Source organism: Neobacillus sp. C211 (assembly GCF_051842875.1).
In the GTDB taxonomy this organism is placed as follows: domain Bacteria; phylum Bacillota; class Bacilli; order Bacillales; family Cytobacillaceae; genus Neobacillus.
Genome location: NZ_JBPXRO010000005.1, coordinates 138591 through 157845 on the forward strand (window position 1 = coordinate 138591; position 19255 = coordinate 157845).

General features: G+C 39.0%; 16 protein-coding genes and 1 riboswitch. Of the genes, 2 read left to right on the top strand and 14 right to left on the bottom strand.

Translation table 11 applies throughout. The features are described 5' to 3' along the window. Positions 1-50: 50 nt before the first annotated feature. The 3 genes from sdhB to ACSU6B_RS07190 are packed head-to-tail and all read right to left on the bottom strand — an operon-like array spanning position 51 to position 3242. On the bottom strand, positions 51-812 hold the full coding sequence (gene sdhB, locus ACSU6B_RS07180; RefSeq protein ID WP_410883937.1) for a succinate dehydrogenase iron-sulfur subunit: 762 nt from the start codon (positions 810-812) through the stop codon (positions 51-53). 15 nt (positions 813-827) lie between these two features. Next, positions 828-2576 (bottom strand): succinate dehydrogenase flavoprotein subunit, encoded by a 1749-nt coding sequence (gene sdhA / locus ACSU6B_RS07185; RefSeq protein WP_168245261.1) that lies wholly within the window; start codon positions 2574-2576, stop codon positions 828-830. Positions 2577-2633: 57 nt separating this feature from the next. Beyond that, positions 2634-3242, bottom strand: coding sequence for a succinate dehydrogenase cytochrome b558 subunit (locus tag ACSU6B_RS07190; protein WP_088089182.1), 609 nt, complete (start codon positions 3240-3242; stop codon positions 2634-2636). A 440-nt stretch (positions 3243-3682) separates the two neighbouring features. Between ACSU6B_RS07190 and ACSU6B_RS07195 the strand changes: the two genes are divergently transcribed. Continuing rightward, positions 3683-4126, top strand: coding sequence for a YslB family protein (locus ACSU6B_RS07195; protein ID WP_215000934.1), 444 nt, complete (start codon positions 3683-3685; stop codon positions 4124-4126). A 48-nt stretch (positions 4127-4174) separates the two neighbouring features. Here the strand turns inward: ACSU6B_RS07195 and ACSU6B_RS07200 are convergent, their stop codons facing one another. The 11 genes from ACSU6B_RS07200 to ACSU6B_RS07250 form a co-directional block, all read right to left on the bottom strand. After that, entirely contained in the window at positions 4175-5392 is a 1218-nt protein-coding gene (locus ACSU6B_RS07200) for an aspartate kinase (RefSeq protein WP_410883940.1), read from the bottom strand. A gap of 113 nt (positions 5393-5505) precedes the next feature. Beyond that, a riboswitch (Lysine riboswitch) is annotated at positions 5506-5683 on the bottom strand. A 70-nt stretch (positions 5684-5753) separates the two neighbouring features. After that, positions 5754-7526: an excinuclease ABC subunit UvrC gene (gene uvrC / locus ACSU6B_RS07205; RefSeq protein ID WP_410883942.1), complete on the bottom strand. Its 1773-nt coding sequence runs from the start codon at positions 7524-7526 to the stop codon at positions 5754-5756. Between the two features lie 141 nt (positions 7527-7667). Beyond that, on the bottom strand, positions 7668-7982 hold the full coding sequence (gene trxA, locus ACSU6B_RS07210; protein WP_088089186.1) for a thioredoxin: 315 nt from the start codon (positions 7980-7982) through the stop codon (positions 7668-7670). Between the two features lie 283 nt (positions 7983-8265). Further along, positions 8266-9243 carry an electron transfer flavoprotein subunit alpha/FixB family protein gene (locus ACSU6B_RS07215; protein ID WP_410883944.1) on the bottom strand — a complete coding sequence of 326 codons (978 nt, stop codon included), beginning with the start codon at positions 9241-9243 and terminating at the stop codon, positions 8266-8268. A gap of 38 nt (positions 9244-9281) precedes the next feature. Beyond that, complete coding sequence (locus ACSU6B_RS07220; RefSeq protein WP_410883946.1) at positions 9282-10055, bottom strand: electron transfer flavoprotein subunit beta/FixA family protein; 774 nt, start codon at positions 10053-10055, stop codon at positions 9282-9284. 104 nt (positions 10056-10159) lie between these two features. Continuing rightward, positions 10160-10933, bottom strand: coding sequence for an enoyl-CoA hydratase (locus ACSU6B_RS07225; protein ID WP_410883948.1), 774 nt, complete (start codon positions 10931-10933; stop codon positions 10160-10162). Between the two features lie 24 nt (positions 10934-10957). Then, a complete protein-coding gene (locus tag ACSU6B_RS07230; protein ID WP_410883950.1) occupies positions 10958-11542 on the bottom strand; it encodes a TetR/AcrR family transcriptional regulator in 585 nt (194 codons plus the stop codon). 197 nt (positions 11543-11739) lie between these two features. Next, complete coding sequence (locus ACSU6B_RS07235; RefSeq protein WP_410883952.1) at positions 11740-13446, bottom strand: AMP-binding protein; 1707 nt, start codon at positions 13444-13446, stop codon at positions 11740-11742. Positions 13447-13807: 361 nt separating this feature from the next. After that, positions 13808-15289 carry a sodium:solute symporter family protein gene (locus ACSU6B_RS07240; protein WP_410883954.1) on the bottom strand — a complete coding sequence of 494 codons (1482 nt, stop codon included), beginning with the start codon at positions 15287-15289 and terminating at the stop codon, positions 13808-13810. Continuing rightward, the gene (locus ACSU6B_RS07245) at positions 15286-15489 is read right to left on the bottom strand and encodes a DUF3311 domain-containing protein (protein ID WP_410883956.1); all 204 of its coding nucleotides are present in this window, start codon (positions 15487-15489) and stop codon (positions 15286-15288) included. Before ACSU6B_RS07245 ends, ACSU6B_RS07240 begins: the two co-directional genes overlap by 4 nt. A gap of 88 nt (positions 15490-15577) precedes the next feature. Continuing rightward, a complete protein-coding gene (locus tag ACSU6B_RS07250; RefSeq protein WP_410883958.1) occupies positions 15578-16789 on the bottom strand; it encodes a M20 metallopeptidase family protein in 1212 nt (403 codons plus the stop codon). A 157-nt stretch (positions 16790-16946) separates the two neighbouring features. On the opposite strand from ACSU6B_RS07250, the gene ACSU6B_RS07255 reads away from it, so the two are divergent. Continuing rightward, a complete protein-coding gene (locus tag ACSU6B_RS07255) occupies positions 16947-19055 on the top strand; it encodes a helix-turn-helix domain-containing protein (protein WP_410883960.1) in 2109 nt (702 codons plus the stop codon). Positions 19056-19255: the final 200 nt, after the last annotated feature.

Sequence of the window (19255 nt, forward strand, 5' to 3'; positions counted from 1 at the left end):
AGAAGGTTTTTTGAATCACATTTTAATTAAACGAAAAGTCTTCCGCCATTCTATGCGTGATCGCTTCCAAAGAAGCTTCTGAAGGCTTGAATGGTTGTATCACGATTTAATGCAGCAATTGAGGTAGTCAACGGAATACCTTTCGGACAAGATTGAACACAGTTCTGTGAGTTCCCACAGTTTGCAAGTCCGCCGTCGCCCATTATCGCTTCAAGTCTTTCTGCCTTATTCATTGCACCAGTTGGATGGGCATTGAAAAGACGAACTTGAGAAAGCGGCTGTGCCCCAATAAAGTTTGATTTGCTGTTTACGTTCGGGCATGCCTCAAGGCAAACCCCACATGTCATACATTTAGAAAGCTCATAAGCCCATTGACGCTTTGTCTCAGGCATACGTGGTCCTGGGCCCAAATCATAGGTACCATCGATTGGGATCCATGCTTTCACTTTCTTTAAGGCATCAAACATTCTACTCCGGTCAACCTGCAAGTCACGAACGACTGGGAAAGTTTTCATCGGAGCTAATCGAATCGGCTGCTCCAATTGGTCGACAAGTGCTGAACAGGCTTGACGAGGCTTCCCGTTGATCACCATGGAACATGCACCGCAAACTTCTTCAAGACAGTTCATATCCCATGCAACAGGACTAGAATCTTGTCCTGTTGCGTTTAATGGGTTCTTACGGATTTCCATTAACGCCGAGATGACATTCATATTCGGACGGTAAGGAACCTCAAATTCCTCCTGATAAGGAGTAGTATTTTCGTTATCTTGACGTGAAATAATAAATTTAACCATTTTAGTTTCAGACATTCTTCCTACTCCCCCTTAACTTTTTGCGTAATTGCGTTCGCGTGGCTTGATCAATGAAACATCAACATCTTCATAATGGAAAGCCGGTGCTGATGAACTGTCAACAAATTTCGCCATTGTTGTTTTTAAGAATTCCTCATCATTACGTGTAGGGAAGTCAGGCTTATAATGAGCGCCACGGCTCTCATTCCGGTTGTATGCACCAATTGTAATAACACGAGCCAATTGCAGCATGTTTTGAAGTTGACGAGTAAAGGCTGCCCCTTGGTTGCTCCATTTGGATGTATCATTAATATTGATGTTTTGGTAACGTTCTAGAAGTTCCTGAATTTTCTCATCTGTCTTTAATAGCCTGTCGTTATGACGAACAACCGTTACATTATCTGTCATCCATTCCCCAAGCTCTTTATGAAGAACATAAGCATTTTCATTTCCATTTAGGGACATAATTGAATTCCACTTATCTTCTTGTTCTTTCACATGTCGGTCAAATACGGTAGAAGAAACTGCATCGGAACTCTTCTCCAAGCCTTTGATATATTTAACTACGTTTGGACCTACAACCATTCCACCATAAATGGCTGAAAGCAAGGAATTGGCACCTAAACGGTTCGCACCATGCTGAGAATAATCACATTCACCCGCTGCAAATAGACCAGGGATGCTTGTCATTTGGTCATAATCAACCCAAAGTCCACCCATTGAATAGTGAACAGCAGGGAAGATTTTCATTGGAACTTTACGAGGATCATCACCCATAAATTTTTCATAAATTTCAATAATCCCGCCAAGTTTAATATCTAATTCATGTGGATCCTTATGAGAAAGATCGAGGTATACCATGTTTTCGCCATTGACTCCGAGTTTTTGATTAACACAAACGTCAAAAATTTCGCGAGTGGCGATATCACGTGGTACCAGGTTTCCGTAAGCAGGATATTTCTCCTCTAAGAAATACCATGGTTTCCCATCTTTATATGTCCAGATACGGCCGCCTTCACCACGAGCCGATTCACTCATGAGGCGAAGCTTATCATCACCAGGTATGGCCGTTGGATGGATTTGGATCATTTCCCCGTTAGCGTAATAAGCACCTTGCTGATACACAATCGATGCTGCTGAACCTGTATTAATAACTGAGTTTGTAGATTTTCCAAAGATAATACCAGGGCCGCCGGTAGCCATGATTACGGCATCCCCTGAGAACGATTTAATTTCCATGGTTTTTAAATTTTGAGCAACGATACCGCGGCACACACCATCGTCATCAACGACTGCACCTAGGAATTCCCAGCCTTCGTATTTGGTTACAAGACCGGCAACTTCCTCACGACGAACTTGTTCATCCAAAGCATAAAGTAACTGTTGACCAGTGGTCGCTCCTGCAAATGCTGTCCGGTGAAACTGTGTTCCCCCGAAACGACGGAAGTCCAATAGTCCTTCTGGAGTACGGTTAAACATAACTCCCATACGGTCCATTAAGTGAATAATACCAGGCGCTGCGTCACACATTGCTTTTACTGGAGGCTGGTTTGCTAAGAAGTCTCCGCCATAAACGGTGTCATCAAAGTGAATATATGTTGAATCGCCTTCACCTTTTGTATTTACAGCTCCATTAATACCACCCTGGGCACAAACAGAGTGAGAACGTTTAACGGGAACAAGAGAAAACAACTCTACAGGTGTTCCTGTTTCTGCAACCTTAATCGTTGCCATTAAGCCAGCTAAACCACCGCCGACAATAATTACCTTACCTTTACTCATTCGTGACTCACTCCCTTAATCCAAAATCCAATATTTTTCCGATCAATCATTAATTTGTTATACAAAAGCTAATAAAGTCGTTACTCCAACATAGGATAGAGCTAAGAAAATAACGATTGTCACGTATGTAGAAATAACTTGAGAACGTGGAGATACTGTGATGCCCCAGCTAACAAAGAATGACCACAATCCGTTTGCAAAGTGGAAAATTGCTGAAATAATCCCAATGACATAAAACGCAAACATAAACGGTGAGGAAAGAATATCTTGCATCATTTGAAAGTTAACTTCATTTCCAAACGCCGCTGCTACCCGTGTTTCCCATACATGCCATGTGATAAAAATAAGTGTAATCACACCAGACACACGTTGAAGCATAAACATCCAATTTCTAAAGAATCCATATTGGCTTGCATTGTTTTTGGCTGTAAAAGCAATATACAGCCCGTAGATTGCATGGAATAAAATTGGTAAATAAATAATTACAGTTTCTAACACGTAGCGAAAAGGAAGATTTCCCATAAAATTCGCAGCTTTGTTGAAGGATTCTACCCCAACTGTCGCATAGTGGTTCACAATCAGATGCTGGATGACAAAGATCCCGATTGGAATAACCCCTAGCAACGAATGCAATCTCCGATAAACAAACTCTCGATTACCTGCCATAAATTTACCCCCCTATAATGTTTAAAAAAATGATGTTCAGTTTCTAGCATTTAAGTTTCCTTATATGAAACCTAGCATCAGTGTGACAATAATGTGACATGTCCATTTTACTCCCATCATCTTAGAGCGTCAAGAAAACGGATACACATAACTCTCATAAAACTAAAATTTTTTAAATATATTGATATTATAATAATTTATATATTCTCGCTAAAAAAATGGGTTTTTTCTCAACATTTCTTGAATTCCTTCAATTAATTACCAAGAAATAACGGTTGTTATTATTTCTTTATCGGGAATGATAATTATCATGGAAAACAAGGTAAGATATTGCAAAATACTAAAAAAAATAAGCTATTTTTCATCCTATTTTCTAGAAAAACTGTACTGACACCTAACAAAAAGCGTATATAATAGAATGATAGAAAGAGGGGAAGCTTGTGAACGATAGTACAGTTGTTGTTGAGACTATAGATACCGATGAACCAAAAACCATATCTATTTTCGGGTATGAATTAATCAGAGAAATTCTTTTACCTGAGATTTTAGGAAAAGATACACCTGAAATTTTATATTGGGCCGGAAAACGCCTCGCACGTAAATTTCCACTAACTGATATTGCTCAGATTATGGATTTTTTCACCAAAGCCTCTTGGGGCCAACTTGAAATTAAAAAAGAAAATAAAACTGAGATCCAATTTGAACTAATGAGTCCAGTTATTGTCCCGCGTGTGAAATCAAAAGCTGAGCACTTTTTCCAACTCGAAGCGGGCTTCCTTGCCCAACAAATTGAACTTCAAAAAGAAGCCAATGCAGAAACCTTTGAACATCCTGTAAAGAAATCAAATAAAGTCCTTTTCACTGTTAAATGGGAAAAGAACTAAACGTGGGAATAGGGTGTCAGGCAACGCTTGGTGCCTGACACCCTTTTTTTATTTGTTTGCCAGTTCGAAGGCTTCGTGCAAGGCTTCTACTGCTTTTAACATATTTCTTTCTTCTACTACTGCTGATACTTTGATTTCGGATGTGCTGACCATTTTAATTTGGATGTTGTTAGCAGCGAGTACCTCAAACATTTTTGCTGCTACACCAGGATTAGAAATCATTCCTGAGCCAACAATTGACACCTTTGCTAATTTATTTTCTGCATCAAGCTGCTCATAAGCAAGCACTGCTTTATTATCTTCTAATACCTTTAATGTTTCTAATAAATCATTAGTATGGATAGAGAAAGACAAATTAGCCGTATCGCCCTCTGTAGTACTTTGAATAATAATGTCAACATTCAGGTGATTTTCCGCTAGTGTTGAAAAGATGGTAGATAGACTTGTTAATGAATTCGCCAATCCTAATACTGTTACTTTTGTTATTTCGTCTTCAAATGCGACACCGCGGACTACTAAGTTTTGTTCCATTGCTGCTTCCTCCTCAATAACTGTTCCTTCTACTCTCTCCATGCTCGAGCGTACCTCAAGCCGCACCTGATAGTTTTTAGCAAATTCTACTGCTCTTGGATGGAGCACACCAGCTCCTAAATTAGCTAACTCTAGCATTTCATCGTACGATACTGATAATAATTTGCGAGCATTCTTGATATATCTTGGATCCGTGGTGAAAACCCCAGTAACATCGGTATAAATATCGCATTTATCTGCCTTTAAGGCTGCCGCTAATGCCACAGCTGTCGTATCAGAACCACCACGACCGAGCGTCGTAATTGCGCCTTCTTCCGTGATTCCTTGGAATCCTGCCACAATGACAACCTTACCCGTTGCGAGCTCCGTTTCAATTGCAGACGTTTTAATATTCGAAATGCGGGCATTTCCATGGACAGGTTCTGTGATGATTCCTGCCTGCCAGCCTGTAAAAGAGACGGCGTCAAGCCCTTGCTGATTTAAAGCCATTGACAATAACGCAATGGTTACCTGTTCTCCTGTTGATAACAGCATGTCCATTTCCCGCTTATTTGGCTGTGCGGAAATTTCTTTTGCTAATCCGACCAGTGTATCCGTTGATTTTCCCATCGCAGAAACAACAACGACTACATTATTGCCACGGTCTGTCTCCTCTTTTACACAGGATGCAACATTTAGTATTCTTTCTACATTCGCAACGGAGGTGCCTCCGAATTTTTGTACAATAATCCCCATGTTTGTTTCTCCTTCTTTTAAGTGAATACCTTATTTATCCCCCAAAAAACAAAAAAGCAATGAGAAGGGCATCTCATTGCTCTAGAACACGAAAAAATATTCTCGCACCTACAATGTAAGATAGCTCTCCAAGACATTCGTCTTGACAATCCGGCATTTATTCAATACAGGACCAGCAAAGAAAGAAATGAGACTTTCTTTACTTCGGCGAACATTCCCTTTCATGATCCGTCTTAGAAGCTCATCCTTCTCAGAACCATTACTCTTGAAGCTCGCACCTCTACCTTCACTTTAATACGTAAAAGTGATAGTAAATTAAATTTTCACTTATTATAGCATGTTCTATTTTTTCTTACAATCACTAGGATTGAAGTTTTTTAATTAATTCTTCGGCTACATTCATAGGAATTCCGATATTTGTAAATTCCTCCATACTAGCCTCTTTCATTTTTTTCACAGAGCCAAATTGTTTTAGCAATAGCTTTTTCCGTTTCTCCCCGATTCCAGGAATATCGTCGAGCAAGGATTGAAAGGCACTTTTTCCACGAAGCTGACGATGAAATGTAATGGCAAAGCGATGGACCTCATCTTGAATTCTTTGCAGTAAATAAAACTCCTGGCTGTTTCGGCCTAATGGAACAATTCCCAAAGGATTGCCGTACAGCAATTGGGAAGTTTTGTGTTTATCATCTTTGACGAGTCCCGAGAGTGGAATATCCAGTCCTAGCTCATTTTCCAACACATCTCTTACGGCTTCAACATGACCTTTACCACCATCGATGATGATTAAATCAGGGAGGGGAAGTTCTTCTTTTAAGGCGCGTGAATACCTTCTTCTTGTCACTTCACGCATGGATTCATAATCATCAGGTCCTTGAACGGTTTTAATTTTATATTTCCGGTACTCCCGATGATTTGCCTTCCCATCAATGAAAACGACCATGGCTGATACTGGGTCTGTCCCTTGAATGTTGGAGTTATCAAATGCTTCAATCCGGTGCGGAGTATAGATTCCGAGTAATTCCCCCAAGTTCTCGACCGCCTTAATGGTGCGGTCTTCATCCTTTTCGATCAAGGAAAACTTTTCATTTAAGGCAATTTTTGCATTTTTGATTGCCAATTGGACAATATCCTTTTTCTGCCCCCGTTGTGGCTGGAGCACTTTTACTTCAAGCAGTTGTTCCGCCAGACTCAAATCGACTTCATCTTGAATCAGGATTTCCTTCGGCTTGAAGTGATTAGCTTTCGAATAAAATTGTCCGAGGAAAGTTAGTATTTCTTCCTCAGGCTCATTATAGAAGGGGAACATGGAGACGTCCCTCTCAATTAGTTTCCCTTGGCGGACAAAAAAGACTTGCACACACATCCAGCCTTTATCGACTGCATAGCCAAAAACATCACGATCCGTAAAATCGTTCATGGTAATTTTCTGTTTTTCCATGATGGTTTCGATATGAATGATTTTATCACGGAACTCCTTCGCTCGTTCGAAGTCTAACTCTTCAGCAGCAGCTGACATTTTTGCCTGAAGCTCTTTTTTTATTTCCTTATAACCGCCATTCAAAAAGCGGGTAATTTCATCCGTCATTTGTTTATACTGTTGTTCCTGAATTTCATTGACACATGGTGCCAGGCACTGCCCTAAATGGTAGTATAAGCAGACCCGATCAGGCAGGGTTGAGCATTTCCGCAGCGGATAAATTCGGTCAAGAAGCTTTTTGGTTTCATTGGCAGCCGTCGCATTTGGGTACGGACCAAAGTATTTACCTTTGTCCTTTTTTACTTTTCTTGTAATGATGAGTTTCGGATGCTTTTCAGCTGTCAGCTTAATAAATGGATAGGTTTTATCATCCTTGAGCATGATATTGTATTTTGGATCGTATTTTTTTATTAGGTTGAGTTCAAGTAGAAGTGCTTCAATATTTGAAGAGGTTACAATATATTCAAAGTCCTCAATCTCATTGACTAGTCTAAGCGTCTTTCCATCGTGTGACCCGGTGAAATAAGAACGTACGCGATTCTTTAATACTTTTGCCTTCCCCACATAAATAATCGTACCCTGACGGTCCTTCATTAAGTAGCAGCCAGGTTGATCCGGCAGCAGCGTCAGTTTTTGCTTGATTATTTCATTCATTCCGGCCACTTCACTCCCGTCTATATATATAGTGTCTGTTAAAATTTTAAAGGAAAAGGCTCATAAATGAAAGTGGTAGTCATTTGCAAAAAGAAAAACCTTAGCTGGATTGGCTCCAGCTAAGGTTTTGTCTTTCTATACTTACACGTGTTTTTCTAAAACACTTGCTAATGCATCTTTTGGTTGGAAGCCGACTACTTTGTCTACCACTTCGCCATTTTTCATTACTAATAATGTTGGAATGCTCATAACACCGAAATTTGCTGCAGTTTGCGGGTTATCATCCACATCAAGTTTAGTGATTTTAACTTTTTCGCCCATTTCTAAGTCAAGTTCTTCAAGAACTGGAGCTATCATTTTACAAGGTCCGCACCATGGTGCCCAAAAATCTACGAGAACAAGGCCTGAACCTGTTTCTGCAGAAAAGTTTTGATCTGTTAAGTGTGAAATTGCCATTTATATTGCCCTCCTAATGATTACTGAATTTCTTACCGAAAGTATAACATCGTTTGGAAAATCAAGCTAATAAATTGCTTCATCGATCATTTTCCCCCGATTTACTTCAATTTATCCTTAAATAAAGCGAGCGGAACCCTTCCGCTCGCCTTTATATTGTCTAGCTACAGCGCCTAGGGGCTCGAAGGTCTACAGCCAATCCTTCAAGAAGGTTAAAGAGCAACCTTCTCGCCGGCTCGTCTTATGCCTGTCGCCCCTGGACAAGGCGCTTCCGCTTTTCTTATTATGAGTGCACTTTCAGTTTTTTAAACTCTTCAGTTAGTAATGGCACCACTTCAAACAAGTCGCCTACGATTCCGTAATCAGCTACTTTGAAGATATTAGCCTCTGGATCTTTGTTAATGGCCACAATTACTTTTGAGTTAGACATGCCGGCTAAGTGCTGAATTGCTCCTGAAATACCACAAGCAATGTAAAGGTCTGGTGTAACTACCTTGCCAGTTTGACCAATTTGTAAAGAGTAATCGCAATAGTCGGCATCACAGGCACCACGTGAAGCTCCTACCGCTCCGCCAAGGACATTCGCAAGTTCTTTAAGCGGCTCAAAACCATCTGCACTCTTAACCCCGCGTCCTCCTGAGATAACCACTTTTGCTTCACTTAGGTCCACACCTTCGCTTGCTTTTCTAACCACTTCTTTAATAATGGCACGTAAGTCTTTGATCTCTATAGAAAGGGTAGAAACCTCGCCGCTTCTGCTTTCATCTTTTTCCAAAGGCGCAATATTATTTGGACGGACCGTTGCAAAAATTAAGCCATCCGTTACAATTTTCTTTTCAAATGCTTTCCCAGAATAGATGGGTCTTGTGAACACGACATTTCCACCTGCAACCTCAACAGCAGTCGCATCTGATATTAAACCTGATGCTAATTTTCCAGCAATTCTTGGAGATAGGTCTTTGCCTAGTGAGGTATGACCTAACACTAACCCTTCTGGTTTTTCCTGGTCAAGCACGGCTAACAGCGCCTGAGCGTATCCATCTGAAGTATATAGATTTAATTTTTCATCTTCAACAACTACTACGCGGTCGGCTCCGTTGTGGATCAACTCCGTACCTAAAGCGCTTACAGAAGCACCTACTAAAACACCAACCACTTCTCCGCCCTCAGCAACCGTTTTTGCTGCTGCAATCGCTTCGAAAGAAACATTACGTAATGACCCGTCACGAGCTTCTCCTAATACTAAAACTTTTCTTGACATTCCATATACCTCCTGAAAACATATTTGTAATAAGTCGATTAAATTACTTTTGCTTCGGTATGAAGTAGCTGAACAAGTTCTTTTACTTGATCATTCAAATCGCCGGCTAATACTCTGCCTGCTTCTTTTTTAGGCGGCAAATAAATTTCGATTGTTTTTGTTTTTGCTTCCACATCGTCTTCTTCAAGATCAAGGTCGTCTAATTCTAATTCCTCAAGCGGCTTTTTCTTTGCCTTCATGATCCCAGGTAATGAAGGATAGCGCGGCTCATTTAGACCTTGTTGTGCAGTTACTAATAGAGGAAGGCTCGTTTCTATAACTTCGGAATCGCCTTCAACATCTCTGGTAACGGTTACATTTGTACCGTCGATTTCTAACTTTGTGATTGTTGTTACGTAAGGGATGTTAAGTAGTTCCGCTACACGTGGTCCGACCTGACCTGTACCACCGTCAATCGCCACATTTCCACCAATGATTAAATCAGCATCTTTATCCTTTAAATATTCAGCAAGGATTTTTGCTGTAGTAAATTGATCCCCATTTTCCACATCATCTTCTATATTAATAAGGACGGCTTTGTCAGCGCCCATCGCAAGTGCTGTACGTAATTGCTTTTCAGACTCTTCCGTACCAACAGTAATGACAGTTACTTCTCCGCCCTTAGCATCGCGAACTTGGATGGCTTCTTCAATCGCATATTCGTCATAAGGATTGATAATAAATTCAGCACCGTCCTCATTGATTTTTCCGCCGCTAATCGTAATTTTTTCTTCAGTATCAAAGGTTCTTTTCAGTAATACATAAATATTCATGGTTTCCCTCCTAATAAAATTTCGAGCATTCGCTCAGTTTGAAAGATTAAGAAAATTTCCTAGAAAAAAAGGGCTTCCTTTACAATTATACTACAAAGATACGTTTATTCACCTTTAAATTGTGGTTCCCTTTTTTCAATAAAAGCTTGAATGCCTTCTTTACCATCGCTAGAGACAAAAACTTGACCAAATAACTCAGATTCTCTTTTCGAACCTTCATAGAACTCTTCTGTTTTTGCATAATTTAATAATTCGATGGCTGCTTTAATAGAGCCTGGACTTTTCTTAGCAATTTTTCCAGCGAGCTTATACGCCTGCTCTAATACTTCTGCCTCTACATAGGCATGATTCGCTAAGCCATATTTTACGGCCTCAATACCTGTAATTGTCTCGGATGTGAACAGCATTTCAGCAGCTCTTGCCACACCTACATATTTCGGCAGACGCTGCGAACCGGCAAATCCAGGAATTAAGCCCAGTTGCAGCTCCGGAAGACCGAGTTTTGCGGTTTCACTGACAAGGCGAATGTGACAAGCCATAGCAAGTTCGAGACCACCGCCAAGCGCCGCGCCATGGATTGCCGCAATGATCGGTTTTGGGAATTTTTCCATCCGGTCAAATAAATCCTGTCCAAACTTACCAAGATTAGAAAAACCTTCAGCTGAAGAAACCGTTGTAAATTCTTTAATATCTGCCCCAGCCGAGAAGAACCGCCCTTCCCCGTGAATGACAAGGACCCTAATTTCACGGTTTGGTTCGATTTCATCAAGCACTGTCGACAATTCCCTTAAAAGACCTGAAGAAAGGGCATTTGCCGGTGGACGATCAATCGTGATCGTGGCAATACTGTCTTGATAGGACCATTTTAAATATTCCAAAATAACTCCCCCCTATTTTAAATTCTACCGGCTTCCGCAGCCATTGATCAAGAGGCGTTGGACTGGAGACGCCAGTGCAAGCAAATCATACTTTTCCTCATTCATCACCCACGATGTAACGGTTTCATCAATTGTACCGAATATCATTTGCCGGGCCAGACGAATATCGAGGTCGATTGAGAACTCTCCTGTTTCTTTACCTTCAATAACAATCTTTTCGATTACCTTTAGGTAACCTTTTAGAACATCATTAATTCGGAGTCGCAATTCTATATTGGATTGCCGTAACTCCAATTGCGTTACGATCGCCATGTGATGGTCGTCAGAAAGCATACTAAAGTGAGCTTCTATCATCATTAATAATTTCTCTGCCGCCGTCCCTTTTCCTGCTATCATTGTATCTATTTTTTCAATGAAACTTCCCATTTTTTCTTCAAAGAGAGAGATAAGGATGTCTTCCTTGTTTTTAAAGTATAGATAAATGGTGCCATCAGCCACTCCTGCCTGTTTGGCAATTTTTGAAACCTGGGCTTGGTGATAGCCATTTTCTGCGATTACAATCACCGCAGCATCAATAATTTGCATGTATTTTGGTTTATTTTTTTTCAACTATATCCCTCCTTTGAAGAAAATTCTGTTAACGTTTATACTGTTGATCTTGACTAAATAAAAGAAAAATATGAATGAATAATCATTCATATTTTCATAATAATTATTATTCGTTTATCTGTCAAGATATACTCTATACCTTTTTCATATTCCCAACATTGGGACAGGCTTATTCTGTCAAAAAAAAGAGGAAGCAATTATGCGTGTTTTTGGTTTTCTTCTTCTATTTTTTGTTTTTCTTCTTCCACAAGCATTCTTCTTAAAATTTTCCCTACAGCTGTTTTAGGCAATTCTTTTCTAAATTCATATAATCTCGGGGCTTTATATGCAGCAAGATATTTTCTTGAAAATTGGTTCATTTCATCTGCGGTAACCGATGAACCTTCTTTTAAGACAATATATGCTTTTACCGTTTCTCCGCGGTACTGGTCAGGAATACCTGCTGCGACCGCTTCAAGAACATCTGGATGTTCATATAATACTTCCTCTATCTCTCTAGGATAAATATTGTAACCTCCTGCAATAATCATATCCTTTTTGCGGTCCACCACATAAAAGTATCCTTGTTCATCCATATAACCAAGGTCACCCGTATACAGCCATCCATCATGTAAGACTTCCTTAGTATCTTCTGGACGATTCCAATAACCTTTCATGATTTGCGGACCTTTTATGGCAAATTCGCCTATTTCCTTTACTGGGACGGGTTCACCTGTTTCGATCGATACGATCTTTACCTCAGTATCAGGCCAAGGCACACCAATACTTCCCTTCACCCTTGGTACGTCCCATAAAAAGTTCGAATGTGTTACAGGAGATGCTTCCGTTAAACCATAACCTTCAACTAATTTCCCTCCTGTTACGGCCTCAAACTGCTCTTGTACTTCAATTGGCAACGCAGCTGAACCACTTATACAAGAATGAATGGATGATAAATCATATTTTCTTAGATCAGGATAATTCAATATTCCAATATAAATCGTCGGTGCACCAGGAAACAGAGTCGGGCGCTGTTTTTGAATGGTTTTTAATGTGGTCTCAACATCAAATTTAGGTAATAATATCATTTTATTTGCCTGCATCACAGATAAAATAAGAACGGTTGTCATTCCATAGACGTGAAAAAACGGGATAATCCCGAGAACTGATTCCTCTCCTGGCTTGGATTTGTAAAGCCATGCCTGGCACATCTTTGTATTGGCTATTAAATTTTTATGTGTTAACATCACGCCTTTTGGAAATCCTGTTGTCCCTCCTGTATATTGGAGGAGTGCTACGTCTTCCTCAGGGTTGAAATCATAATTTCTTACTTTTTGAGGCTCCATTTTTAATATTTCCGAAAGTAAATGCGTGCTTCCTTTGTGTTGAACATTAACGACAATTCCATATTGTTTTTTCTGGATGTAGGGATAAATTAGATTTTTAGGGAATGGTAAGTAGCTCTTGATAGCGGTTACAATTACATGCTGTAAATCTGTTTGAGGCATCACTTTAGAAACGCGTGGGTAGAGGATGTCGAGTGTGATGATAGCCTTTGCTCCCGAATCTTTCATCTGGTATTCAAGTTCACGTTCCGTATATAATGGGTTGGTTTGAACGACAATTCCTCCTGCCATTAATATGGCAAAATAACTAATTACAGCCTGAGGTGTGTTTGGAAGCATAATAGCAACGCGGTCACCTTTTGAAATGCCTAGGTTTCCCTGTAAATAACCAGCAAAATTCATTACTTCATTATAAAGTTTCTTATAGGTAATTTCTTTCCCCATAAAATGAATGGCCACTTTTTCTGGATATTTTCGAACAGAATTAACTAAGTATTGCTGTACTGGCTCTGAGGAGTATTCCAGTGTGGCAGGAATTTCTTTTGGGTACAGAGCCAGCCACGGTTTTGATTCATACATAAGATCCCCCTTTTCTATATGGATAATTTTAAAAATTCACACTTTTCTTTTATTATAGTACAGTATTTTACAATTAACAATTGAAGTTGTAAGAAAAGCGAAGGACTTATTTGTACACTCTAGTTTGTCCTCCATCTAAAGACATCTGCGGACTTAACGCAATTGTTTAATCTTTATGTTCCATTTTCTGATATGCATACCTATTCAGTGGATAAATGTTTTAGATGTGACAGGAGTATACCAGAGGACTCCTTATAGAAAAATCCCCAATTTCGCAGTTGTAATCATGACAACTGCGAAATTGGGGATTAAGCCTTTTTGAGTTATTCTCTTGCTTTTGGATTAAAATAATAATTGTTAACTATGCTGATTGAACTTTATCTTTTTCAGATAATTGTTCTCCAAAGCTTCGTGTTAATAGACTTACAGCAATCGTAACAAACACGTTTAAAATGAGGGCAATAATTCCTGTGTTTAATTCTTGTACCCCTTGAGGCAAAGACGGGAACAACGTGCCAATTGATGCTTTGGTAAGTGTTATATACCCTACTACGAACATTCCGACAATCATACCGGCAGCGGCTCCTTGTTTCGTTACAAAGGTTTTCTTCACTAAACAAGCGAGTAGCGCCGGGAATATTTGTGTAACAAAACTATAGGCCATCAAGAGTAAAGTAACAATTCCCTCTCCGCCATTTAACGTAAAATATACTGAAATTAGTGCGATCACAGGGACTAACGATTTTGAAAGAGTTAATACTTGCTTATCCGTTGCTGATGGAATCATCACTTTATAAACATTTTTTGCTAGTGCACTAGAGGAAGTCATTAACATCATCGATCCAGGGACTAATGCTGTTAATAAACCCGCTGCCCCGATTACACCGACAAACCATGGATCAAATGTTTGAATAGAAACGCGGAGCAGAGCAAGATCGATTGCAGCTCCCTCTAAACCAGGAACTTGACCGATTGCGGCAAAACCGACTAAGAAAACGAAAAGCAGCATCACAACATAAAGCGGTGTGAATATAGCGTTCTTTCTAATGGCTTTTGCGCTCTTTGCCGAATACGCGGAAACGAATATATGAGGCCACATTATCGCACCAAATACAGTCATAATAACGGTAGAGATCAACCAATACATGCTTAATCCTTTATCAGGTATCGTTAAAAATCCTGGATTAGCCTCATTAATTTGCTCAAACATTGGCTGTATTCCTCCATAATAGTGAAAAGGAATATATAATCCGATAAAAATAACGATTCCAAAAATCATAATATCCTTAATAACAGCTGTCCAAGCTGAGCCGTGAATACCAGAAATCATTACATAAATGGTCACGGAAATTGCTGCAATCCAAATCGCAATAGTTGGAGAAATCGTTCCATATGAAGCTTCTGAAACAATAATCCCAAGCCCTTTTAACTGAAGGACGATATAAGGGATCATCGATATCACACCTATAAAAGTTACAAGTACTCCAAGATATTTACTTTTGTACTTACTAACAAAGTAGTCAGATTGCGAAACTAAATTATGGTCTTTTGCATATTTCCAAACGGTAGGAAATACCCAGTAGATTAAGACATATAAAAGACTTAAATAAGCGAGAATGTATAGAGCAGGCCCACCTTTCCCGTAGGCCCAAGAACTTGCACCAAGGAACGTAAAAGTCGTGAATGATTCACCCGCCATTAAAAGGAAGACAAAGATTGCACCAAAACCTCGTCCACCCACAGTCCACTGTTCAAGGTTCATTTCTTTTCCTTTCTTTGCCTTTATTCCTAAATAAAGTGCAAAAATTAAAAAACCAAAGATAACTAAAAGGGCAGAATTCATCCTATATCACCTTCCTTATTCGTAGGGTCAAGTTTATAAACGATTGCTAATATGATCGATGTCAAAATAACCCAGACCATAACCCAAAAAAATATAAATGGTAATCCTAAAATATATGGTTCTACCTTGTTTACAAATGGCAGAACCCCTAACATACCAATAAACGGAAGCAATGAAAGCAGCGCAATTACAGGCTTCATTAATATTCCCCCTCGTATAAAGTTGAACGCCGCTCCCTCCCCAGTATGCTTTAACCTAAGAGGGAGCACTTATAACTTTTTTGTTAATTTAATTTACATAGGATTTACCTTGATTTACATTTGAATGTTCAGATAAATAATCAAAAACAGCACTTATAAATAGTTTTCCAATATTAATCATAGCCCGTTCATCAACATCAAATCTTGGATGGTGATGTGGGTATGTCGCATTGATTTCGGGGTTTGCTCCGCCAACCCAAATAAAAGTTCCAGGTACTTCTTTTACATAGTAAGCGAAATCCTCCATTCCCATCATCGCTTCTATATGCTGAACATAGTTTTCTCCAAACAATGCTGTGGCTAATTTTTCAATTCGTTTCGTTTCCTCAGGATGGTTCCATACAGCTGGGTAGCCTCGAGTATATTTAAAGTCGGCAGCTGCTCCAACCCCTTTGCATGCATTTTCGACAACTTGTCCCATTTGTTCCTCAATCATATCCCTAACATCTTCATCAAATGTCCGAACTGTCCCAATAATTCTCGCTTTATCCGGGATCACATTAAAACCGCTGCCGCTATTAAATGCTCCAACTGTAACAACTGCTGTTTTAATAGGATCAACTCGTCTGCTTACAATTTGCTGCAAATTCATGACGATCTGGCTGCCAGTTACAATCGGATCAATCGTTAAATGAGGCGTCGCTCCATGACCGCCTCTACCTTGAATTTCAATTTCAAATGTATCTCCACAAGCGCAGATGTACCCTTCTTTAATACCAATTGATCCGTACGGATGCATAGAAGATACGTGTGCTCCGAAAATCACATCTACTCCATCTAAACAGCCATCCTCAATCATCGATTTCGCCCCGCCAGGTATCACCTCCTCGGCAAACTGATGAATAAACACAACATTTCCTTCTATTTCGTCTCTTACTTTACTTAGTACTTTTGCAACACCAAGTAAGGAGGCAGTGTGGATATCATGTCCACATGCATGCATTACACCTGGAACCTTAGATTTGTATTCAACATCTTTTTCGTCTTGAATCGGCAATGCGTCAAAATCAGCTCGCAAAGCAACAGTTTTCCCTGGCTTTCCTCCCCGAATCAATCCCGTAACACCTCTGCCGCCAATTCCTGTTTTCACTTCCAAACCTAAGTTAGTTAAAAACTCTGCTACTTTCTTCGGTGTATTCACCTCATGAAAAGATAGTTCAGGATGCATATGCAGATCTCTCCGAATTGCAACCATTTCTGAGTACAGTTTTTCCAAATCATCAAAAAGTTGTTGTTGCATTAGATAACCTCCTTTTATTGATAACAAAATATAAATTTTCTAACTTTTCTAATACTTGTAAAAATTATAAATTCACTATACAATTATTACAATGTAGGCTTTTACAATATATTGCCGAAATAATGTATGTTTTTACACTTAGGGGTTGTGATGGGACATGATAGAATCGGTCTTGTTTTTTTTAGAAAACAATTTCATTGATTCTTCTTTTCAAATTTGGGCAGGTCAGCAGCATGAGCAAAAACATATTTATAGTAGAGGCGTAAATGCTCCATTATCACCACCAAGTTTTTCACTTTTAAAACCACTTAAAACTTATAAGATTCATAGGCAAAATGGGATGACCTTCCTCTTTTTTTACTATCCGGAAGAGTTTCATATTTGTGTATGTATTTTCAAAGAAAATTTGCTAATTACCGATGAATCACTTGATCAGCTGCACTTTTTTTTCTATCCATTATATAGTCAGGAAATACTTCAAAAAAGAGATCATGAGTGGAAAATAGTGATGGAAACAACAAGATCCATTAATTCATCAATCAATACCGACGAGTTGTTAACGAATATCGTCCGAAATGCTATAAAGGTGATCCCTGCCGCAGATGCAGGGTATTTACAGCTATATGACGAGAATCGGGAACGACTTGTTCTAAAGGCCTCTGTTGGTTTCAATGAAAACATTAACTACTTCCAGCCAAAATGCGGCGAGTCCATTACCGGAATGACTTTTCTGGATGAAAAAACGAGAATTTACTATTCTAGAAAAGAAATATTGGATGCGATGAGCGAACAAAAGATTACGGAGGAAAATTACCGTTATATTATTTCTTCTATTGATGACCATTTTCTTAGAGGAGGTATTTGCGTAGCTGTTTCAATTGGAGAGAAACGAATTGGCGTCATGATGGTACACCAATTTTCCGCGAAAGGAAGGTTAACAAAGAGAGATATCATTTTACTACAAGGGTTTGCAGCACAGGCAGCGATTGCCATTCAAAATGCGGCTCTTTTTTCAGAAGTAAAGAAAAATGTAGCTGAGTTGACAGATCTAAGTAAGCAATTGAAAGAAAAGAATGCTGTGCTACAAATGCGTAATCAAGTTCATGAAACGTTAACGCAAATTTCACTAAAAAATAAAGGGGCAAAAACAATTATTTCAGAATTAAGCAAAATGATTGAAATCCCCATTTCTTTTTACGATTGTATCCAAGATGAGTTTTTCTGCAGCCACCAAAACCAGTATCATATTTTCAATACTGAAGAAGTGAGGAAAAGAATTAGTACGTATCAGTCCCCACAGTACGTTGAATTACATAAAGATAAGAATACCCATTATTATCTTTATCCAATCAAGAATGGAACAGCTTATTTCGGTTGCTTAATTGCTGCTACAAATCCGCTTAATAAAATGGATATTGTTACGATTGAACAAGGAGGGGCTGTCCTTGCATTAGAATTAGTAAAAAAACATACACTCACAGATATTTTTTATAAAAAAACGCATGAGTATTTTTCTGCACTCATTAAAAATACGAATCCACAATCGCTTTATCAACAAGGATCAGTTCTTGGGTTAATTCCAACGTCCTATATATGTGCTGGGGTATTTGAAATAAAAACATATCATGACTTGCAGCAGTTAGAGGCAAACATTCATCGCCTAGTATCGTTTATTAGAAAAAGCTTTTCAGCGACAAACTTATTAATCTATGGCTTTCATAATAAAGTCAATCTTCTCATCTCTTCTGATAATCCAATTACACAAACTAAAATAACAGAAAAACTCGGACATTTAATCACATTGTGGAAAAATAATGGAGGCCCGGATTTAACGGCTGGCATTGGTTTAACTTATAAAGGGATTGAAAATATTTCAAAGAGCTATGATGAAGCGGAAAAAGCGCTCGCCTATTTAAGGAATCGAAACAGTTCGAATATTATTCATTATGAAAACATTGGAGTAAACCGTTTATTTATCCACCAACAACCACAGGAAATCGATCAATTTTTACAGGAAACATTCGCACCGCTCTTGTCAGATAAGAACACTCGTGAACTCGAACATACACTCCTTACATTTATTCAATTGAACAGGTCAGCTGCTGAAACGGCAAAACAGCTTCATATTCATATTAATACCCTATACAAACGGTTAAAAAGGATTGAGGAACTATTATCGATAAGTTTTAACAACCCCGAAGATAACTTACAAATACAATTAGCATGCCATCTCAAAGGTTCATACAAAACAAATACTGCGTTTTAGGCCTAGTGACAGGGTTGCTGCTGCGATCCGCAAAGTATTTTACAATATATGGGGTGCTACCAGCGAAATTACTATAGACCGCAATCAGCGAATTAATACCTGTCAAATGCTTTTGATTTTGGTCAAGATTACTCTGGAAAACGATCTGAATGTACTTTCCAATAACCATCAAAGTGGTCCTTTAATATTTGTTTGATGAT

What these genes read in the sequence shown, in the direction of transcription:
- sdhA (WP_168245261.1), bottom strand. Translation starts at nt 2,576, where the DNA reads ATGAGTAAAGGTAAGGTAATTATTGTCGGCGGTGGTTTAGCTGGCTTA.
- ACSU6B_RS07245 (WP_410883956.1), bottom strand. Translation starts at nt 15,489, where the DNA reads ATGAAGCCTGTAATTGCGCTGCTTTCATTGCTTCCGTTTATTGGTATG.
- ACSU6B_RS07255 (WP_410883960.1), top strand. Translation starts at nt 16,947, where the DNA reads ATGATAGAATCGGTCTTGTTTTTTTTAGAAAACAATTTCATTGATTCT.
- ACSU6B_RS07190 (WP_088089182.1), bottom strand. Translation starts at nt 3,242, where the DNA reads ATGGCAGGTAATCGAGAGTTTGTTTATCGGAGATTGCATTCGTTGCTA.
- uvrC (WP_410883942.1), bottom strand. Translation starts at nt 7,526, where the DNA reads ATGAATGAAATAATCAAGCAAAAACTGACGCTGCTGCCGGATCAACCT.
- ACSU6B_RS07250 (WP_410883958.1), bottom strand. Translation starts at nt 16,789, where the DNA reads ATGCAACAACAACTTTTTGATGATTTGGAAAAACTGTACTCAGAAATG.
- ACSU6B_RS07240 (WP_410883954.1), bottom strand. Translation starts at nt 15,289, where the DNA reads ATGAATTCTGCCCTTTTAGTTATCTTTGGTTTTTTAATTTTTGCACTT.
- ACSU6B_RS07235 (WP_410883952.1), bottom strand. Translation starts at nt 13,446, where the DNA reads ATGTATGAATCAAAACCGTGGCTGGCTCTGTACCCAAAAGAAATTCCT.
- trxA (WP_088089186.1), bottom strand. Translation starts at nt 7,982, where the DNA reads ATGGCAATTTCACACTTAACAGATCAAAACTTTTCTGCAGAAACAGGT.
- ACSU6B_RS07215 (WP_410883944.1), bottom strand. Translation starts at nt 9,243, where the DNA reads ATGTCAAGAAAAGTTTTAGTATTAGGAGAAGCTCGTGACGGGTCATTA.
- ACSU6B_RS07200 (WP_410883940.1), bottom strand. Translation starts at nt 5,392, where the DNA reads ATGGGGATTATTGTACAAAAATTCGGAGGCACCTCCGTTGCGAATGTA.
- ACSU6B_RS07220 (WP_410883946.1), bottom strand. Translation starts at nt 10,055, where the DNA reads ATGAATATTTATGTATTACTGAAAAGAACCTTTGATACTGAAGAAAAA.
- sdhB (WP_410883937.1), bottom strand. Translation starts at nt 812, where the DNA reads ATGTCTGAAACTAAAATGGTTAAATTTATTATTTCACGTCAAGATAAC.